This is a genomic window from Streptomyces sp. NPDC006283 (genome assembly GCF_040613325.1).
In the GTDB taxonomy this organism is placed as follows: domain Bacteria; phylum Actinomycetota; class Actinomycetes; order Streptomycetales; family Streptomycetaceae; genus Streptomyces.
In genome coordinates, this window is the sequence record NZ_JBEXRZ010000159.1 from 1 (window position 1) to 16269 (window position 16269).

Sequence of the window (16269 nt, forward strand, 5' to 3'; positions counted from 1 at the left end):
GCCGAGGGCTCTCCGCCCAGGTCGCGCACCGTCCGCACCAGCGAGTCGCGCCGGGCCTGGTGCGCGGCGTGCGCGGCGGCGGCCTCGTTCTCCCGGTCGTCTCCGACCCGGCCGCCGACCACCTTGCCGGACCGCGCGCAGGCGTCGCGGGCGGCGTCAGTCCGCGGCGGAGACGGGAACGGGCTCAGCCTGGGGCGCCTGTGCCGGGGCCGCCGCTGCCTTCTTGGCGCGGCTCTTGAGCACCAGCATCGACGTGACGCCGATGAGTACCGCGAGCACGAGCCCCAGCCAGGAGAACCGCTTGAGCCAGGCCTCGGCGACGATACCGACGGAGTAGACGACGGCCGTCGTGCCGCCCGCCCACAGGATCCCGCCGAAGACGTTGGCGATGAGGAACTTCCAGTACGGCATCCGCAGAACACCCGCGAGCGGTCCGGCGAAGATCCTCAGCAGGGCGACGAAGCGGCCGAAGAACACCGCCCACATGCCCCACTTCTCGAACGAGCGCTCCGCCATCGCGATCTGCGCCTCGCCGAAGTGTTTGGGGAATCGCGCGCCGAGCCAAGCCAGCAGTGGCCGGCCGCCCTTGCGGCCGATGGCGTAACCGATCGAGTCGCCGATGATCGCGCCGGCTGTCGCGCAGGTGCCCAGGATGTACGGGTTGATGTCGCCGTGCTGCGAGGCGAGCAGCGCCGAGCTGACGAGAACGATCTCTCCGGGCAGCGGGATACCTAGGCTCTCGAGCCCGATGACAACCCCCACCAGGAGGTAGATGCTGACCGCGGGGACGGTCTCGAGCCACTCCTGGACGTGCAACGCCGGTTCCTTCCGATTTCCACCGGGCCGTCGCCCGGCATGCGGCCCCTGTCGGCGCACGCCGGGCAGCCTACCTGGTCGCCCCGGTGCCGTGCGGAGCGCGAAGAGCCGCCCCGGCACCTCGCGGGCGTCGGGGCGGCCCTGCCGGCCGGGGCCGGTCTCAGCTGTTGGGGCGCAGCGTCCAGATGATCGTCATGTCGCCGGTCACGGCACCGTCCGCGCGCTGGATGTCGACGGTCACCGGGAACTCGGGGCGCTGTCCCGCGTCCAGTTCCTTCACCACGTCGGCGATGGGGCGACCGAGCGTCGCGGTCGCGGTGAGGACACCCTTGGCGAGCTTCTTGTAGCTGGTCTCGGCCTTCACAGGAAGCGGCACCGCGCGGCCGAGCTGGTCACCGAAGGCGGCGAGCACGACGGCACCGCTGGCGGACTCGGCGAGGGTGAACATCGCGCCGGCGTGCGGGCCGCCGACGTGGTTGTGGTACTCGGGGTCGTCGGGCAGGCGGAGGACCGCTCGCTCGGCCGTGGTCTCCAGATACTCCAGCTTGAGGGTCCGGACCATGGGAACGGTGGCGGCGAGCAACTCGCCGACGGACATCTGTGCGTCGCTCATGGCGCGATGTTACCCATGAGTAGAACTCTTTGACCATCCCCTGACAGGGGCCGGACGTAGAAGTGCCGGACCCACCCCTCTATCGTTACTCGCCATGTGGCCAGGACAGCAGCCGCCCGGGGGCGAGCAGAACCCGCAGGACCAGAACCCGTACCAGCAGCCGGGGTACCAGCAGCCGAATCCGTATCAGCAGCCCGGATACCAGCAACCGGGGTATCAGCAGCCCAATCCGTACCAGCAGCCGACTGCACCGCAGCACGCCGTTCCCGGCCAGATGCCGGGAGCCCCGCAGCCGTCCGGCAACGACAAGAAGAAGACGACGATCGTGGCCGTCGTCGCCGCCACGGCCGTCGTGGCGACCGCGGTGATCACCGGTGTCGTCGTGCTGAAGAAGGACGACGACAAGACGTCCGACAAGGGCGCCGACGTCTCCGCTTCGAAGCCGGCAGAGCCCGAGAAGTCCAAGGACACCGAGGACCCGGCGCCCGCCCCGACCGAGAACCCGCGCGGTGGTGACGCGGCCAAGCCGACCATCGCCGGCTGGAAGGTCGTCACCAACCCCAAGCACGGCACACAGTTCGACGTGCCCCCGGAGTGGGAGGTCGCCGGCTCCGGAGTGGCCACCGGCTTCGAGGACGAGAAGGCCGGCGACGGTTCACCCGTCGTCGTCATGTCCGCCCCGGCCCACTACAAGAGCAAGTGGTGCCTCTTCGACTCCGACAAGGACGGCTCCGAAGAGGACTACGGCATGGCCACTACCGGCACCAAGGGCGGCAAGGGCGCCAAGGACACCGCGGAGGCCGCCTACAACGAGGCCGGCAACTGGGTGTGGGCGGGCTACGCCCAGACCGAGCCCAAGGGCACCGTGAAGATCACCGAGGCGAAGGACTACACGACGAAGTCCGGCCTCAAGGGCAGCGTTGCCACCGCTACCGCCGTCGGCGTCAAGAAGAAGAACAAGTGCTCGACCGACGGTAAGTCGATCGCGTTCAGCTTCAAGAACCCCAAGGGCGACTTCGCCAGCTGGGTCCTGTACTCCAACACGGGAGTGCCGGACGAGGTGCCCGAGGCGACGATGCAGCAGATCCTCAGCACGGTACGGCTGGCGGGCGGCACGTCGGCCGGCTGACCCGCCGCGCCGCGCATCCTTCGCCCACGCGGGACCGGTGCGTAAGTCGTTTGGCAAGCCCGGGCGGCAGCGGGGATAGTCCTCCGGTGACTTCTCCCGCCGCCGCGTCCCGCCGCGCCTCTCGCCGTCCGGAGTGGGCAGGCCGCAACTACACACTGCTGACCGCCGCCGCGATCATCACCAACCTGGGAAGCCATGGTGCGCTGATCGCGGCGGCGTTCGCCGTTCTCCAGTCCGGTGGCGACGGAGGCGACGTCGGACTGGTGGCCGCCGCCCGCACACTCCCCCTGGTCCTCTTCCTGTTGATCGGCGGGGCGATCGCGGACAGGCTGCCGAGACACCGGGTGATGGTCGCGGCCAACGCCCTCAACTGCGTATCGCAGGGCCTGTTCGCGTTCGTCGTTCTGGCGGGTGAGCCGCAGCTCTGGCAGATGATGCTGCTGACCGCCCTCTGCGGCACCGGGCAGGCGTTCTTCAACCCGGCCGCGGAGGGCATGCTGATGTCCAGCGTCAGCGGCGACCACGCGAGCCGGGCCTTCGCGCTGTTCCGGATGGCCATGCACGGCGCCGCCATCGGCGGTGCCGCGCTCGGCGGCGCGATGATCGCAGCGGTCGGGCCGGGCTGGGTGCTCGCCGTGGACGCCGCCGCGTTCGCGGTCGCGGGCGCGCTCCGGGCCTTTTTGCATGTGGGCCACATCCGGCCGCGGGAGGCAGGCGGGGGTCTGCTCGCCGATCTGCGGGACGGCTGGAAGGAGTTCACGGGCCGGCCGTGGCTGTGGGCCGTCGTGGCTCAGTTCTCCGTGGTCGTCGCCGTCGTCGGAGCCGCCGAATCCGTGTACGGGCCGCTGGTCGCCAGGGACGAACTGGGCGGCGCGGCGCCCTGGGGGGTGGCGCTCGCGGCGTTCGGCGTGGGCACGCTGGTCGGGGCGCTCCTGATGATGCGGTGGAAACCACGGCGCCTGCTGCTCGCCGGAACCCTGTGCGTCTTCCCGCTCGCCGCGCCGTCCGCGGCGCTCGCCGTACCGCTGCCGGTGGCGGGCCTCGCTGCGGTGATGTTCGTCAGCGGTGTGGCGATCGAGGTGTTCGGCGTCGCCTGGATGACGGCGCTCCACCAGGAGATCCCCGAGGAGATGCTGTCCCGCGTCTCCGCGTACGACTGGTTCGGTTCGGTGGCCATGCTGCCGCTGGCGACGGCGATCGCCGGCCCGGCGGAGAGTCTGTTCGGCCGCCGCGAGTCGCTGCTGGGGTGTGCGGCGCTGGTGGTGCTGGTGACGGCGGCGGTGCTGTTCGTACCGGACGTCCGGAACTTGACGCGGCGGGACGGGGGGCCGGTGGCGGCGGGCCCGGTGCGCGGCCCGGAACCGGGGGCTCCTTCCGCGGACCCCGGGGCCGGGGCCATCGATGGCATCGAGCCTGTCAGCCAGGCCTGGGCTCCTCCTACGGCCGCCAAGCCGTAGGAGGACGGTGAGGACACCGCGCGAAGCGCGGTACGGGGCCCGGGCCTGCCCCGGTTCGGGAAGTGAGCCCTACGGCCGCGGCGGTAGGGAGGTCGGGGGCAGCCCCGCGCGCCGCACCACGTCAGCCCACGGTGAACGCGCCCCCCGGCGGCTTGGGCGAGCCCACCGCCGACGCGTCGTCGACCGGCTCCGCGTCACGCATCAGCCGCGCCAGCCCACTCCCTTGTTCCACGCGCGCCGGAAACGTGTCCGACGCCGTCCGGCGCGCCAGCGACGCCGTGTCGATCGGGGACTGCGACGCCAGAAGAACCGCGTTGCCGAAGCGGCGGCCGCGCAGCACCGCAGGCTCCGCGATCAGCGCCAGTTCGGAGAACACCTCGGCGAACGTGGCCAGTTGGGAGCGGAGGAAGGCGAACGGCGCGCCGTCTGCGAGGTTCGCGGCGTAGATGCCGCCGGGCCGCAGCACCCGCTCGGCGGCCCGCGCGTACGCGACCGTGGTGAGGTGCGCCGGGACACGGGAGCCCCCGAAGACGTCCGCGATCAGCATGTCGAACGAGTCCGCCGGCGACCGCTCCACCCAGTCCCGCGCGTCCGCCGCGTGCACGGTGACGTCGGAGTGCGCCGGCATCGGCAGATGCTCCGCGACCAGGGCGACGAGCCCGGCGTCGTACTCGATCACGTCCTGCCGGGAACCCGGCCGGGTGGCGGCGACGTAGCGGGGCAGGGTGAGCGCGCCGCCCCCGAGGTGCAGCAGTGACAGCGGCTCGCCCTCGTCGGCGGCGCAGTCGACGACGTGGGCGAGCCTGCGTACGTACTCGAACTCCAGGTGCACGGGGTCGTCGAGGTCGACGTACGACTGGGGTGCGCCGTCGACGGTCAGCAGCCAGGCCCGGTCCCGGTCCACGTCGGGCATGAGCTTGGCGGTGCCGCCGTCGACGGCGCGCAGGACGGGAATGGGCTCGTTCACCAGCCCATTGTCCCGTCCCGCGCCCCCGCGTCCCGTCCGGTGCCCCGACTTACAGCACGGTCGTCACCGTCCCCGCCCCCACCGTGCGGCCGCCCTCGCGGATGGCGAAGCCGAGCCCGGGCTCCAGCGGCACGTCCCGTCCGAGGTCGACGGTCACCGTGACCGTGTCGCCCGGCCGTGCCACGCCCGTCCCGCCGAGGTCGATGTCGCCGACGACGTCCGCGGTGCGGATGTAGAACTGCGGCCGGTAACCCGTGGAGACCGCGGTGGTCCGGCCGCCCTCTCGGGCGGACAGGACGTAGACCTGCGCCGTGAAGCGCCGGCTGGGGACGACACTGCCCGGCGCCGCGACGACATGTCCGCGCCGCACCTGGTCGCGGTGCAGTCCGCGCAGCAGCAGCGCGACGTTGTCCCCGGCCTCGGCGGACTCCATCGGCTTGCCGAAGGTCTCCAGACCGGTGACGACCGTCTCGGTGTCCGCGCCGAGCACCTCGACACGGTCGCCGACCCGCACGGTGCCCCGCTCTACGGCGCCGGTGACGACGGTGCCGCGCCCGGTGATGGTGAGGACGTTCTCGACCGGGAGCAGGAACGGCGCGTCGGTGTACCTGACGGGCATCGGCACGTAGGTGTCGACGGCGTCGAGCAGCGCTTCCACGGCAGCGGTCCAGCGCGGGTCGCCCTCCAGCGCACGCAGCCCGGACACCCGCACCACCGGTGCCGCTTCGCCGCCGTACCCGTGGGCGGTGAGCAGCTCGCGGATCTCGAGCTCGACGAGGTCGGTCAGCTCGTCGTCGCCGGCGTCCGCCTTGTTGATGGCGACGACGATGTGGTCGACGCCCACTTGGCGGGCGAGCAGTACGTGCTCCGCGGTCTGTGGCATGACGCCGTCGAGCGCGGAGACGACGAGGATCGCCCCGTCGAGCTGTGCGGCGCCGGTGACCATGTTCTTCACGTAGTCGGCGTGGCCCGGCATGTCGACGTGCGCGTAGTGGCGGGTGTCGGTCTCGTACTCGACGTGCGCGATGTTGATGGTGATCCCGCGCTTGGCCTCCTCGGGCGCCCGGTCGATGCGGTCGAACGGTACGAAGGTGCCGGTCCCCCGGTCGCTGAGGACCTTGGTGATCGCGGCGGTCAGGGTGGTCTTGCCGTGGTCGACGTGGCCCATGGTGCCGATGTTCAGATGCGGCTTGGTCCGCACGTATGCCGTCTTGGGCATGGCGAGGTGGTTCCTTCCCGGAACTCGAAGTGTGTGGGACCCCTGGGCCTGGCCGACCCTCCCCCTGTGGGGTCCGCCGGAATGTCGGGGAAGGGTCAGCTTCGGGCGCCGTCGAGGGGTGCCGATGCGGCACCGGCGACTGCGACTGCGGTCGCGGCAGCGGCGACTGCTGCAGCAGCCGCGAGGAATGCGGCAGCCTTCGGCGCGTCCGCGACTGCGGACGGCGCTGCGAGGAAGGCGTACCGGAACATGCGTTGATGATCGCGCACCCCGGGGGCCGGGTCGAATGGTTTTCCCGGTGGGGCAGTTCGGCCGCCCGCGCCCGTCAGAGGTGCTTGGTCGCCTCGCGGACGGACAGCGGCGACAGACGGTCGCGCGCGCCGGCGACGAAGTCGCGCACCGCGTCCGGGTCGGTCTTGGCGTACTCGCGCAGTGCCCAGCCGATCGCCTTGCGGATGAAGAAGTCGGGGTGGCCGGCACTGCGCAGGCAGTACTGGAACAGCCGTTGGGTGTCGGTCGCCTGCCGGAAGCGCAGCTGATGGAGGAGTGCCGTGCGGGCGACCCACAGGTCCTCGTCGTCGATCCACTCGTCCATAACGCTCCGCAGAGCCGGATCCGCGGCGACGAGGGGTCCGACGACATGGACGGCGAGTACGTCGACGGTGTCCCACCAGGGCACCGTGACGACGAGCCGTCGCGCCACGGGCAGAAAGCCGGAGGAACAGCGGCCGGCATGGCGGCGCAGATAGTCGGCGGCGAAGTAGTGGTATTCGCGTTCGGGCAGGGCCCAGCAGCGCAGCGCGATCGCCGTGCAGTCGTCCTCGTCCGGCCGCGGGGTTCTGTCGAGGACCGTGCGGGACAGTGCGCGGCGCTCGGGAGTGGGGATGCCGAGGAAGGGGGCGACGCCCTTCATGTACGCGGCGGCCTGCGCCGCTCTGCCGGCGTCCGCAGCGGCGGGGTACACGCGCACGAGCCGCTCCATGACGGTGTCGGCGAGTTCGCTGCGCGGTACGGCATGCGTCATACGGCACAGATTACGGCGATCACAGGCGGCTGTCGGTTAGTCTCCCCGGATGTTCGACCCCGTCCCCAGGCCGGCATCCGGTCTCGCCATCCGTTGCACCAGGGCCCTGTTCTCGCCCTGGTCGCGGTTGGCCCTGCTCGCGGTGCTGCTGGCCTCCGCGGCGGTGAGCGTCGTGCTGTACGAGCCGCAGAGGCTGCTCTCGGCAGGCTGGCCACCGCAGTTGAGCGGTGCGGCGGCCGTGGTGCTGTTCGGTGTCGGATACGGGGTGTGCACCGCCGCGTTCGTGCCGCGCCCGATCCTGAACCTGGCGGCGGGCGCACTGTTCGGTTCTCAGGCAGGGCTCGTGGCGGCGCTCGCGGGCACGGTGCTGGGCGCCGGAATCGCCTTCACGCTGGGCCGGTTGCTCGGCCAGGAGGCGCTGCGGCCACTCCTGCGGGGCCGCTGGCTGAAGGCGGCGGACGGACAGCTCAGCCGACACGGTTTCCGTTCCATGCTCGCGATCCGGCTGTTCCCGGGGGTGCCGTTCGCCGCGGCCAACTACTGCGCGGCCGTGTCCCGTATGGGATACCTGCCGTTCCTTCTGGCGACTGGTCTGGGCTCGATCCCGAACACCGCGGCGTACGTGGTGGCCGGCAGCCGGGCCGGCTCGCCGACGTCGCCGGCGTTCCTGATCGCGATGGGCTTCATCGTGGTGACGGGACTGGCGGCGGCCGCGGTCGCCTGGACCAAGCGCCACCGGCTCCGCGGCGCCGATCACTGATCCGGCGCCGACCGCTCCTCCGGGACGACTTGTACGGGGGCATCCGGCAGACCCCCGTACAAGCCCTTCATTTCGGGACGCTACGCTGCCACCCGGCGCCGGCCCGATGACATTACGTGAGGCGTGTCTCACGGGTCATGTGCTTCGCGCGTCCGACAGACCGTGATCAGCTCTTGGGTGGCGTAGTTTCATGTCTTGGTTCGAATCATTCATCCTCGGGCTGGTCCAGGGGCTGACCGAGTTCCTCCCCATCTCCTCCAGCGCGCATCTGCGGCTCACCGCGGCCTTCGCGGGCTGGCACGATCCCGGTGCCGCGTTCACCGCGATCACCCAGATCGGTACGGAGACGGCCGTGCTGATCTACTTCCGCAAGGACATCGCGAGGATCCTCTCGGCCTGGTTCCGCTCGCTCACCGACAAGGCGATGCGCAGCGACCACGACGCCCAGATGGGCTGGCTGGTGATCGTCGGCTCGATCCCGATCGGTGTGCTGGGCGTCACGCTCAAGGACCAGATCGAGGGCCCCTTCCGTGATCTGCGGCTCATCGCCACGACCCTGATCGTCATGGGCATCGTCCTCGGCATCGCGGACCGGCTCGCCGCCCGTGACGAGGCGGGCGGCCGGCACCGGGTCGTCAGGGAGCGCAAGACGCTCAAGGACCTGAGCGTGCGGGACGGTCTGATCTACGGCGTCTGCCAGGCGATGGCCCTGATCCCCGGCGTCTCCCGCTCGGGTGCGACGATCAGCGGTGGTCTGCTGATGGGCTACACCCGTGAGGCGGCGGCCCGTTACTCGTTCCTGCTGGCGATCCCGGCCGTGCTGGCGTCCGGGCTCTTCGAGCTCAAGGACGCGGGCGAGGGACATGTGGCGTGGGGCCCGACCGTCTTCGCGACGATCATCGCCTTCGGGGTGGGCTACGCGGTGATCGCTTGGTTCATGAAGTTCATCACTACGAAGAGCTTCATGCCGTTCGTGATCTACCGGATTCTGCTCGGAATCCTGCTGTTCATCCTGGTCGGAACGGATGTGCTGAGCCCGCACGCCGGCGAGTCGGCCGGCTGAGCCGTTCCTTCGAGGGGGCGACGTCCGTCAGAGCCAGGCCGTAGCCTGAAGCCATGTCCCCCATTCCCAGCGAGTCCGAATCCGAAACCACGTCCGCCTCCGAGCTGAACGCGCGCATCCGAGAGCTGTGGGCCGACGGCACACTGCCCGAGGACCGGCGACCGGAGTACGAGGCGCTGGTTGTGGAGTGGGCAGCCGCTGCGCTCGAGGACGTACGGCCGGCCGCATAAGGCCTCCCCTCTCCGGCCCTGCCCCCACCGGGCCGGCCCCGGAACCTGCGGTCCGCCATGGACCGGGCTGCGATCATCACGCCGCCGGAGCACCCTGGGGGCATGGCCTGGCAGGCACCGATCGTCGTGCACCCGCCGTCCCCGGGAGGCGGGCGGCGCGTCACCGTACGCGGTGAGATCGTCGGACTGGCTCGCAGTGACAGGGATCTCGTCGAGTTTCTGCGGCGGGCCGGGCTCGAGGACGCGGACATGCTGCTCGACGATCCGCATCTCGTCGAATGGCGCGGCGCCGGCGCCCACCACGGCTACGCAGCCTGAGGCGCACGGGCACCCCCGCCACGGCCACGCCGCCTGAAATGCGCGGCACCCCTCCCGGCGCACCCCTCCCGGCGCCGCCGAGCGGCCCGGGGGGCGCGGCACCTCGTCCGCGCTCGGCTAGCCTGAGTGCACGATGAACCGTTTGACCACGCCATGGGGTGCGTTCGAGCTCGCCCGTTTCCCCGAGGACCCCCGCGACACGCTCCGCGCCTGGGACGCCGCAGACGAGTACCTCCTGCGGCACCTGCACGGCATCGACGACTCCGCGCCGACGGACCTGTCCGGCACGGTCGCCGTCGTCGGCGACCGGTGGGGTGCCCTCGCCACCTCGCTCGCGGAGCACCGCCCCGTACAGATCACCGATTCGTTCCTCTGCCAGGAGGCGACCCGCGGCAATCTGGCGCGCAACGGCCTCGCCGCGGACAGTGTGCGGCTGCTCACCGCGAGGGACACGCCGCCGGAGCGCGTCGACGTGCTTCTCGTGCGCGTGCCCAAGAGTCTCGCGCTGCTCGAGGACCAACTGCACCGCCTCGCGCCCTCCGTGCACGCGGACACCGTCGTCGTCGGCACGGGCATGGTCACGGAGATCCACACGTCCACGCTCAAGCTGTTCGAGCGCATCCTCGGGCCGACCAGGACGTCCCTCGCGGTGAAGAAAGCCCGGCTGATCTTCTGCACGCCGGACCCGAAGATCGCCCCCGTCCCCAGCCCGTGGCCGCTGCGGTACGCCCTGCCGTCCGACATCGGCACGCTCGCGGGCCGCACGGTGACGAACCATGCGGGCATCTTCTGCGCGGAGCGCCTCGACATCGGCACCCGCTTCTTCCTGCGCCATCTGCCGCAGCACCAGGGCCCGGAGCGGGTCGTCGACCTGGGCTGCGGAAACGGCGTGGTCGGCACGGCGGCGGCGCTGGCCAACCCGGATGCGAACCTGACGTTCGTCGACGAGTCGTATTCCGCGGTGGCCTCGGCGAGAGCCACCTTCTACGACAACATGCCCGGCGGCGAAGCCGAGTTCCTCGTGGGCGACGGACTGTCCGCCCTCCCCGGCGGTTCGGTCGACCGTGTGCTGAACAACCCGCCGTTCCACTCGCACCGGGCGACGACCGACACGGCGGCCCGCCGGATGTTCGCCGACGCACGCCGCGTACTGCGTGAGGGCGGCGAGCTCTGGGTCGTCGGCAACCGACACCTCGGGTACCACGTGCGGTTGCGGCGGATGTTCGGGAACTGTGAAGTGGTCGCCGGCGACCCGAAGTTCGTCGTCCTGCGGGCCGTCAGGACCTGAGGAGCCGACGGCCTCAGGGCTCCGTTCCCCGAGGTCGCCAGGCGCTCTGCCCGCCGTGCGGCGCTGAATTTGTCAGCGGGCGGCCGGGGCTCAGGCCTTTTCCTCCTGCCACCGGGCGTACGGGACACGGGAGATCTCGCGCACCTCGCCGAGCGTGCCCCACTCGTCCTTGCCGAGCCGCGCCAGCGGTGCCAGCCGCGTCACCACCGGGTGGCCGTCCGCCATGACGTCGGCGTCGACCGCGGCGTGAACGACCCTGCCGAAGACGACGGTCGAGTCGCCGAGCCGTACGGTGCTGTGCAGTTCGCACTCCAGGGCCACGGGTGACGCCGCCACGCGCGGCGGACGCACCCGGAGGCTCGGCTCCCTCGCGATGCCGACCGCGTCGAACTCGCTGACCCCCCGGGGGAAGTCCGTCGCGGTGGCGTTGATCTGCTCGAACAACGGCTCGGGCGCGAAATTCACCACGAACGAGCCGGTTTCCTCGATGTTGCGCAACGAGTCCTTGCGCCCGACCGAGGTGAACTGGACGACCGGTGGTGCCACGCAGGAGATCGTGAAGAAGGAGTGCGGGGCGAGGTTGTCGGTACCTTCCGCGGACGTGGTGGACACCCAGGCGATGGGCCTGGGCACGACAGTGGCGGTCAGCAGCCGGTAGAAGCCGTCACGGTCGCAGTGGGCGGGGTCGACATCGATGCGCATGGGTGGAGTATGGCCGGTTGCCGACACCGGGAGGGTGACGGGTGTGCACGGCTCTTGGCCTGGCACCCCGCCTGCCCGAGACTGACCCGATGACGCAGCGCGTGGATCTCGCGACCGTGATGGACAGGCTGGCCGTCGACGACCTCGTCACCAGCTATGCCGTGGCCGTCGACGACGGCGACTGGGACACCTATCGAGCACTGTTCACCCGGGACGGCCGCGCCGACTACCGCGGCTCGGGCGGGATCGAGGGCCCGGCCGCCGAGGTGGCCGAATGGCTTTCGCGGACGATGCGCCTCTTCACCGTTCGTCAGCACCTCATCGTCAACCGGCGGGTGAGCATCCAGGATCTCGGCGGATATCCGGGCGATCGCGCCGAGGTGCGGGCCGACTACATCAATCCGATGCGGCTCGAGTCGGGCGACGACTTCGTCTCGGGCGGTCGCTACGGCTTCGGTCTGGCGCGTACGGACACCGGCTGGCGGCTGCGTTCCGTGGTGATCGAGGAGAAGTGGCGACGGGCGGGTGGGATGCCGGACAACGCCTGAGGCGCAGGAGGCGCACTGTTCGCCCGTGCGGATCCTCGCGCACACTGGGGGTGGACGGCTCGTGGCCCCTTGAGCCGGGCGAGGAGGCGCTCCATGCGGATTCCGGTCGGCCAGCGGGTGCGGCGGACGTGGCAAGCGCGGTGGCGCGGGCACGGAGCCGGACCCGGACAGGCGCTGCTGCGCGAGCAGGGGCCCCGGCAGGATGCCGGGCAGCCGCCGGTGCTCCTGCGCTCGCGGAGAGCCCGCGGTGCCGCGGCCGTCGTCGCCGGGGCTCTGCCGGCCCTCGCCTTTCCGGAGCCGTCGCTGTGGTGGTTCGCCTATCTGGCCCTCGTGCCGTGGATGCTTCTGCTGCGTACCGCGTCGTCCGCTCGCATCGCGGCGGTGGAGGGATGGCTCGGCGGTGCCGGTTTCATGATCGCCGTGCACCATTGGCTGCTGCCGAGCCTGCATGTGTTCCTTCTCGTGCTGGCCGCGTTCCTGGGGCTGCTGTGGGCGCCCTGGGGCGTGCTGGTGCGGTCGATGCTCGGTGGAGCACCGTCCCTCGCTCGCGCTGCGGCCGCCGTCGCGGTCGTCCCGGCCGGCTGGCTCATGATCGAGCTGGCCCGGTCGTGGGAGGGACTCGGCGGACCCTGGGGTCTGCTGGGTGCCAGCCAGTGGGAGGTGCCGCCGGCCCTGCGTCTCGCGTCCGTGGGCGGCGTATGGCTGGTGAGCCTGCTGGTGGTCGCGGTCAACACGGTCGCGGTGCTGTTGGCGGCGGTCCGCAGTGCTCGGGTGCCGGCGGTGGCGGGTACGGCCCTGTGCGCGACGACGGTTGCCTCTGCATGGGTCTGGGCTCCTCAGCCGCAGGAGTGGGGGCGGGCCCGGATCGCCGTGGTCCAGCCCGGGGTCGTCGGCGGTATCGGGAGCGTGGAGCGGCGCTTCGACCGGGGCGAGCAGCTGACGCGCGAGCTGGCGGGCCGCGATCTCGACCTGGTGGTGTGGGGCGAGAGCAGCGTCGGTGCGGATCTCGGCCTCCGGCCGGATCTCGCGGAGCGCCTCGCCGCCCTGTCGCGTGAGGTGGGGGCACCGGTCCTCGTCAACGTGGATGCTCGGAGCGAGGGCGCGTCGGGCCCGGCCGGTATTTACAAGAGTTCGGTCCTCGTCGGCCCGGCGGGCCTGACCGGGGACCGGTACGACAAGATGCGGCTCGTCCCCTTCGGTGAGTACATCCCGGCCCGCTCGCTGCTGGGCTGGGTCACGTCGGTCGGCAGAGCCGCGGGTGAGGACCGGCTGCGCGGGCGCGCGCCCGTGGTGATGGCGCTGCCCGGCGACGCCACCGCTCTGCGGCTGGGCCCGCTGGTGTGCTTCGAGTCGGCGTTCGCGGACATGAGCAGGCGGCTGACCCGGGACGGCGCCCAGGTGCTGGTCGCCCAGTCGGCGACCTCGTCCTTCCAGGACAGCTGGGCTCCCGAGCAGCACGCCTCCTTGGCGGCGCTGCGAGCGGCGGAGAGCGGCCGGCCGATGGTGCACGCCACGCTGACGGGTGTGAGCGCGGTCCACGCGGCGGGGGGCGAACAGATCGGCGGTCCGCTCGGCACGGACCGCAGCACCGCAGCGGTGTACGCGGTCCCGCTCGTGACCGGCGAAACGCTGTATGTCAGGTACGGCGACTGGGCGGTGTACGCGTCGGCGGCGCTGCTCCTGGCGATGGGAGCCGCAGGGGGCGTGCGTTCCCTCAGGCGCCCTGCTCCAGGGCCCGCAGCACCACACGCTCGCACAGCTCGTGAGTCCGCAGCGCGTCCTGTGCGCTGAGTACCTTGCCTGCGCGGACGGCGTCGAGGAAGGCGTGCACGGACTGCTCGATCCCCCGCTGGCGGGCCACGGAGACCCAGTCGCCGCGCCGCCGCACGCTGGGCTGGCCCTTGTGGTCGACGATCTCCGCGAGGTTGCGGACCTCGCGCTTCGACTCCTGTCCGGACACCTCGAGGATCTCCTCGGTCGAGCCGCTCATGCGGTTCATGGTGCCGATGGCCGTGAAGCCGTCGCCGGAGAGCTGCAGGACGACGTGGTGCATCAGCCCGTCGACGATGCGCGCCCGCACGTCCGTGTGCTCAACGGGGCCCGGGACGAGGAAGCGCAGCGTGTCGACGACGTGGATGAAGTCGTCAAGGACGAGCGTGCGCGGGTCCTCCGGGAGGCCGACACGGTTCTTCTGCATCAGGATCAGGTCGCGCGGGTGCTCGATGCACTGGGCGTAGCCAGGGGCGAGCCTCCGGTTGAAGCCGACGGCGAGAGCGGTGCCGCGCTCCTCCGCGAGTGCCACCAGCCGCTCGGACTCGGCCAGTTCGTACGAGAGCGGCTTGTCGACGTAGGTCGCGACGCCGGCCTCGAGCAGCCGGGTTACGATCTCGGCGTGTGCCGAGGTCGGCGCGTGGACGAAAGCCGCGTCGAGGCCCTCGGCAAGGAGCGCGTCGAGGTCGCTGTGGCAGCGCCCGGCGGGGAGGTGGTGGGTCTCGGCGGTGCGGGCCAGGGTGGCCGGCGTCCGGGTCTGCAGGTGCAGTTCGACTCCGGGCAGGGTGGTGAGCACCGGAAGGTACGCCTTCTGCGCGATGTCGCCGAGCCCGATGCAGCCGACCTTCACTGTGTCTCCCTCGCCTGCCCGACCGGCGCTGCTGCGCCTGCCGTCCTTCGTGCACACCCGGTTTCGAGTGCGCCGACGTGCACACCCGTTTCCATGTGCGCCGACTGTGCTCCGGCAGCATACGTGCGCCTGGGCGGGCGTCGGCCGGCGATGCCGTCGAAGGTCCACGGCACCGACTTCTCCGGTCCGCTCCGGAGACAACGAATAAGGCATGGCAGTGGGGTCCCCGGTGCTCCAAGATGATCGTCATGACTACCGACGTACGCACCGAGCCGTCCACGACCGCGTCCGAACTCGACATGCTCACAGGGTTCTTGGACTACCACCGCGAGACTCTGATCATGAAGTGCGAGGGCCTCGACGACGCACAGCTGCGCACACCGTCACTGGCGCCGTCCGGGCTCACGCTCATGGGTCTCGTACGCCATCTCGCCGAGGTGGAACGCTACTGGTTCCGCGAGATCATGGACGACGAGGACCTCCCGGACCTCTACTCCACCGAGCAGGACCACGACGGGGACTTCCACGTCACGGACCAGGACACCTGGGCCGAGGCGCACGCGACCTGGCTCGCGCAGGTCACGGACGCCCGCAAGGTCACCGCTTCCCACGGTCTCGACGACGTGAGCGCGTCGCTCAGCCGCGGCGGCAAGCGGTTCAGCCTGCGCTGGATCCTCACCCACATGATCGAGGAGTACGCGCGCCACAACGGCCACGCGGACCTTCTGCGTGAGCACATCGACGGCGCGACGGGCGAGTGACGGCGACCACGCCCGGTCAGCCTGTGCGAAGCGTGCGCTCCAGCCGGTCGATGGCGGCGCGGACGCCGTGGCCGTATCCGTCGTCCACCAGGGCGTCCGTCGACGCGCGGGCCCGCTCCAGGTGGCGGCGTGCTTCGGCGGGACGGTGCAGCTTGACGTAGTCCGCCGCGAGATTGAGGTGGAGCGAGGGGTAGAGCGCCCGCACCGCGGGGGCCTGCGGGTACCGGCCGAGCCCGTCCTCGCTCAGCCCGTCGGCCACCGACAGGGCCCGCAGATCCCACGCCAGCTCGTCCGCGGGGTCGTCCTGCACGTCCGCCATGCAGTGGGCGAGGGTGCAGCGGTGCAAGGTGTCCCCGTGCTCCCCGATCTCCGCCCAGAGCAGCGCGAAGCGGTTACGGGCCTCTTCGCGGTCGCCACCGTGCAGCAGCATCATCGCCTGACCGATCCTGGTCATGACGACATCCTCGGGCGCCTCCTGCTGCTCCATCACTGTGGCCTCCTCGTCGGCACGGCGAAGCGCGGATGTCCTTGATCCCCGACGCTAGCCGTCACGGAGGGCAATCCCCCACAGGCTCGGGCACCTGCCCGAGCCTGTCAGCCGGGTGCGCGAGACAACACACGAAAAGGGTGCGCGAAAACGACACGCGTTTCGGCATGCGTCCTACGCGGCGCCAGCTTCAAGACGTTCCCAATCGACCGGGCCAATAACACGGATTAGAGTGTCGAGTGTTGTCGACAGACCGGTGAGGGAATC

18 protein-coding genes and 1 pseudogene are annotated in these 16269 nt (G+C 71.1%); 10 read left to right on the top strand and 9 right to left on the bottom strand.

The features are described 5' to 3' along the window. From ABZ070_RS26485 to ABZ070_RS26495, 3 genes and pseudogenes are all read right to left on the bottom strand, one after another. Window positions 1-122 (bottom strand): annotated as a pseudogene (locus tag ABZ070_RS26485) (DUF4439 domain-containing protein); the annotation flags it as partial. Between the two features lie 34 nt (window positions 123-156). After that, window positions 157-816: a DedA family protein gene (locus tag ABZ070_RS26490; RefSeq protein WP_356637837.1), complete on the bottom strand. Its 660-nt coding sequence runs from the start codon at window positions 814-816 to the stop codon at window positions 157-159. Between the two features lie 160 nt (window positions 817-976). Continuing rightward, window positions 977-1429: a DUF4442 domain-containing protein gene (locus ABZ070_RS26495; protein WP_356637838.1), complete on the bottom strand. Its 453-nt coding sequence runs from the start codon at window positions 1427-1429 to the stop codon at window positions 977-979. A 94-nt stretch (window positions 1430-1523) separates the two neighbouring features. Here ABZ070_RS26495 and ABZ070_RS26500 point away from each other — a divergent pair, with 94 nt between their 5' ends. Further along, a complete protein-coding gene (locus tag ABZ070_RS26500; RefSeq protein WP_356637839.1) occupies window positions 1524-2558 on the top strand; it encodes a hypothetical protein in 1035 nt (344 codons plus the stop codon). A gap of 86 nt (window positions 2559-2644) precedes the next feature. Next, the gene (locus ABZ070_RS26505; RefSeq protein ID WP_356637840.1) at window positions 2645-4015 is read left to right on the top strand and encodes an MFS transporter; all 1371 of its coding nucleotides are present in this window, start codon (window positions 2645-2647) and stop codon (window positions 4013-4015) included. A 121-nt stretch (window positions 4016-4136) separates the two neighbouring features. Here the strand turns inward: ABZ070_RS26505 and ABZ070_RS26510 are convergent, their stop codons facing one another. The 3 genes from ABZ070_RS26510 to ABZ070_RS26520 all read right to left on the bottom strand — a co-directional run bounded on the left by ABZ070_RS26510 (window position 4137) and on the right by ABZ070_RS26520 (window position 7225). Next, the gene (locus ABZ070_RS26510) at window positions 4137-4982 is read right to left on the bottom strand and encodes a fused MFS/spermidine synthase (protein WP_356637841.1); all 846 of its coding nucleotides are present in this window, start codon (window positions 4980-4982) and stop codon (window positions 4137-4139) included. 49 nt (window positions 4983-5031) lie between these two features. Continuing rightward, window positions 5032-6201: an elongation factor Tu gene (tuf, locus tag ABZ070_RS26515; RefSeq protein WP_356637842.1), complete on the bottom strand. Its 1170-nt coding sequence runs from the start codon at window positions 6199-6201 to the stop codon at window positions 5032-5034. Between the two features lie 325 nt (window positions 6202-6526). After that, window positions 6527-7225: a DNA alkylation repair protein gene (locus tag ABZ070_RS26520; RefSeq protein WP_356637843.1), complete on the bottom strand. Its 699-nt coding sequence runs from the start codon at window positions 7223-7225 to the stop codon at window positions 6527-6529. Window positions 7226-7274: 49 nt separating this feature from the next. Between ABZ070_RS26520 and ABZ070_RS26525 the strand changes: the two genes are divergently transcribed. The 5 genes from ABZ070_RS26525 to ABZ070_RS26545 all read left to right on the top strand — a co-directional run bounded on the left by ABZ070_RS26525 (window position 7275) and on the right by ABZ070_RS26545 (window position 10884). After that, the gene (locus ABZ070_RS26525; protein WP_356637844.1) at window positions 7275-7985 is read left to right on the top strand and encodes a TVP38/TMEM64 family protein; all 711 of its coding nucleotides are present in this window, start codon (window positions 7275-7277) and stop codon (window positions 7983-7985) included. Window positions 7986-8175: 190 nt separating this feature from the next. After that, window positions 8176-9048, top strand: coding sequence for an undecaprenyl-diphosphate phosphatase (locus ABZ070_RS26530; RefSeq protein WP_356637845.1), 873 nt, complete (start codon window positions 8176-8178; stop codon window positions 9046-9048). A gap of 53 nt (window positions 9049-9101) precedes the next feature. Next, window positions 9102-9278 (top strand): hypothetical protein, encoded by a 177-nt coding sequence (locus ABZ070_RS26535; protein ID WP_356637846.1) that lies wholly within the window; start codon window positions 9102-9104, stop codon window positions 9276-9278. 102 nt (window positions 9279-9380) lie between these two features. Beyond that, window positions 9381-9596: a hypothetical protein gene (locus tag ABZ070_RS26540; protein WP_356637847.1), complete on the top strand. Its 216-nt coding sequence runs from the start codon at window positions 9381-9383 to the stop codon at window positions 9594-9596. Window positions 9597-9729: 133 nt separating this feature from the next. Then, entirely contained in the window at window positions 9730-10884 is a 1155-nt protein-coding gene (locus tag ABZ070_RS26545) for a methyltransferase (protein WP_356637848.1), read from the top strand. Window positions 10885-10974: 90 nt separating this feature from the next. On the opposite strand, the gene ABZ070_RS26550 is transcribed toward ABZ070_RS26545, so the two are convergent. After that, window positions 10975-11586 carry a flavin reductase family protein gene (locus tag ABZ070_RS26550; RefSeq protein WP_356637849.1) on the bottom strand — a complete coding sequence of 204 codons (612 nt, stop codon included), beginning with the start codon at window positions 11584-11586 and terminating at the stop codon, window positions 10975-10977. Between the two features lie 89 nt (window positions 11587-11675). Between ABZ070_RS26550 and ABZ070_RS26555 the strand changes: the two genes are divergently transcribed. After that, a complete protein-coding gene (locus ABZ070_RS26555) occupies window positions 11676-12134 on the top strand; it encodes a nuclear transport factor 2 family protein (RefSeq protein ID WP_356637850.1) in 459 nt (152 codons plus the stop codon). Between the two features lie 93 nt (window positions 12135-12227). Then, window positions 12228-13925, top strand: coding sequence for an apolipoprotein N-acyltransferase (gene lnt / locus ABZ070_RS26560; protein WP_356637851.1), 1698 nt, complete (start codon window positions 12228-12230; stop codon window positions 13923-13925). Here the strand turns inward: lnt and ABZ070_RS26565 are convergent. Then, on the bottom strand, window positions 13849-14754 hold the full coding sequence (locus ABZ070_RS26565; protein WP_356637852.1) for a Gfo/Idh/MocA family oxidoreductase: 906 nt from the start codon (window positions 14752-14754) through the stop codon (window positions 13849-13851). The two genes, lnt and ABZ070_RS26565, sit on opposite strands and share 77 nt — an antisense overlap. Window positions 14755-14993: 239 nt before the next feature. On the opposite strand from ABZ070_RS26565, the gene ABZ070_RS26570 reads away from it, so the two are divergent. After that, window positions 14994-15515, top strand: a complete 522-nt coding sequence (locus ABZ070_RS26570; RefSeq protein ID WP_356637853.1) for a DinB family protein — start codon at window positions 14994-14996, stop codon at window positions 15513-15515. Window positions 15516-15531: 16 nt separating this feature from the next. Here the strand turns inward: ABZ070_RS26570 and ABZ070_RS26575 are convergent, their stop codons facing one another. Beyond that, window positions 15532-16005 (bottom strand): hypothetical protein, encoded by a 474-nt coding sequence (locus ABZ070_RS26575; RefSeq protein WP_356637854.1) that lies wholly within the window; start codon window positions 16003-16005, stop codon window positions 15532-15534. Window positions 16006-16269: the final 264 nt, after the last annotated feature.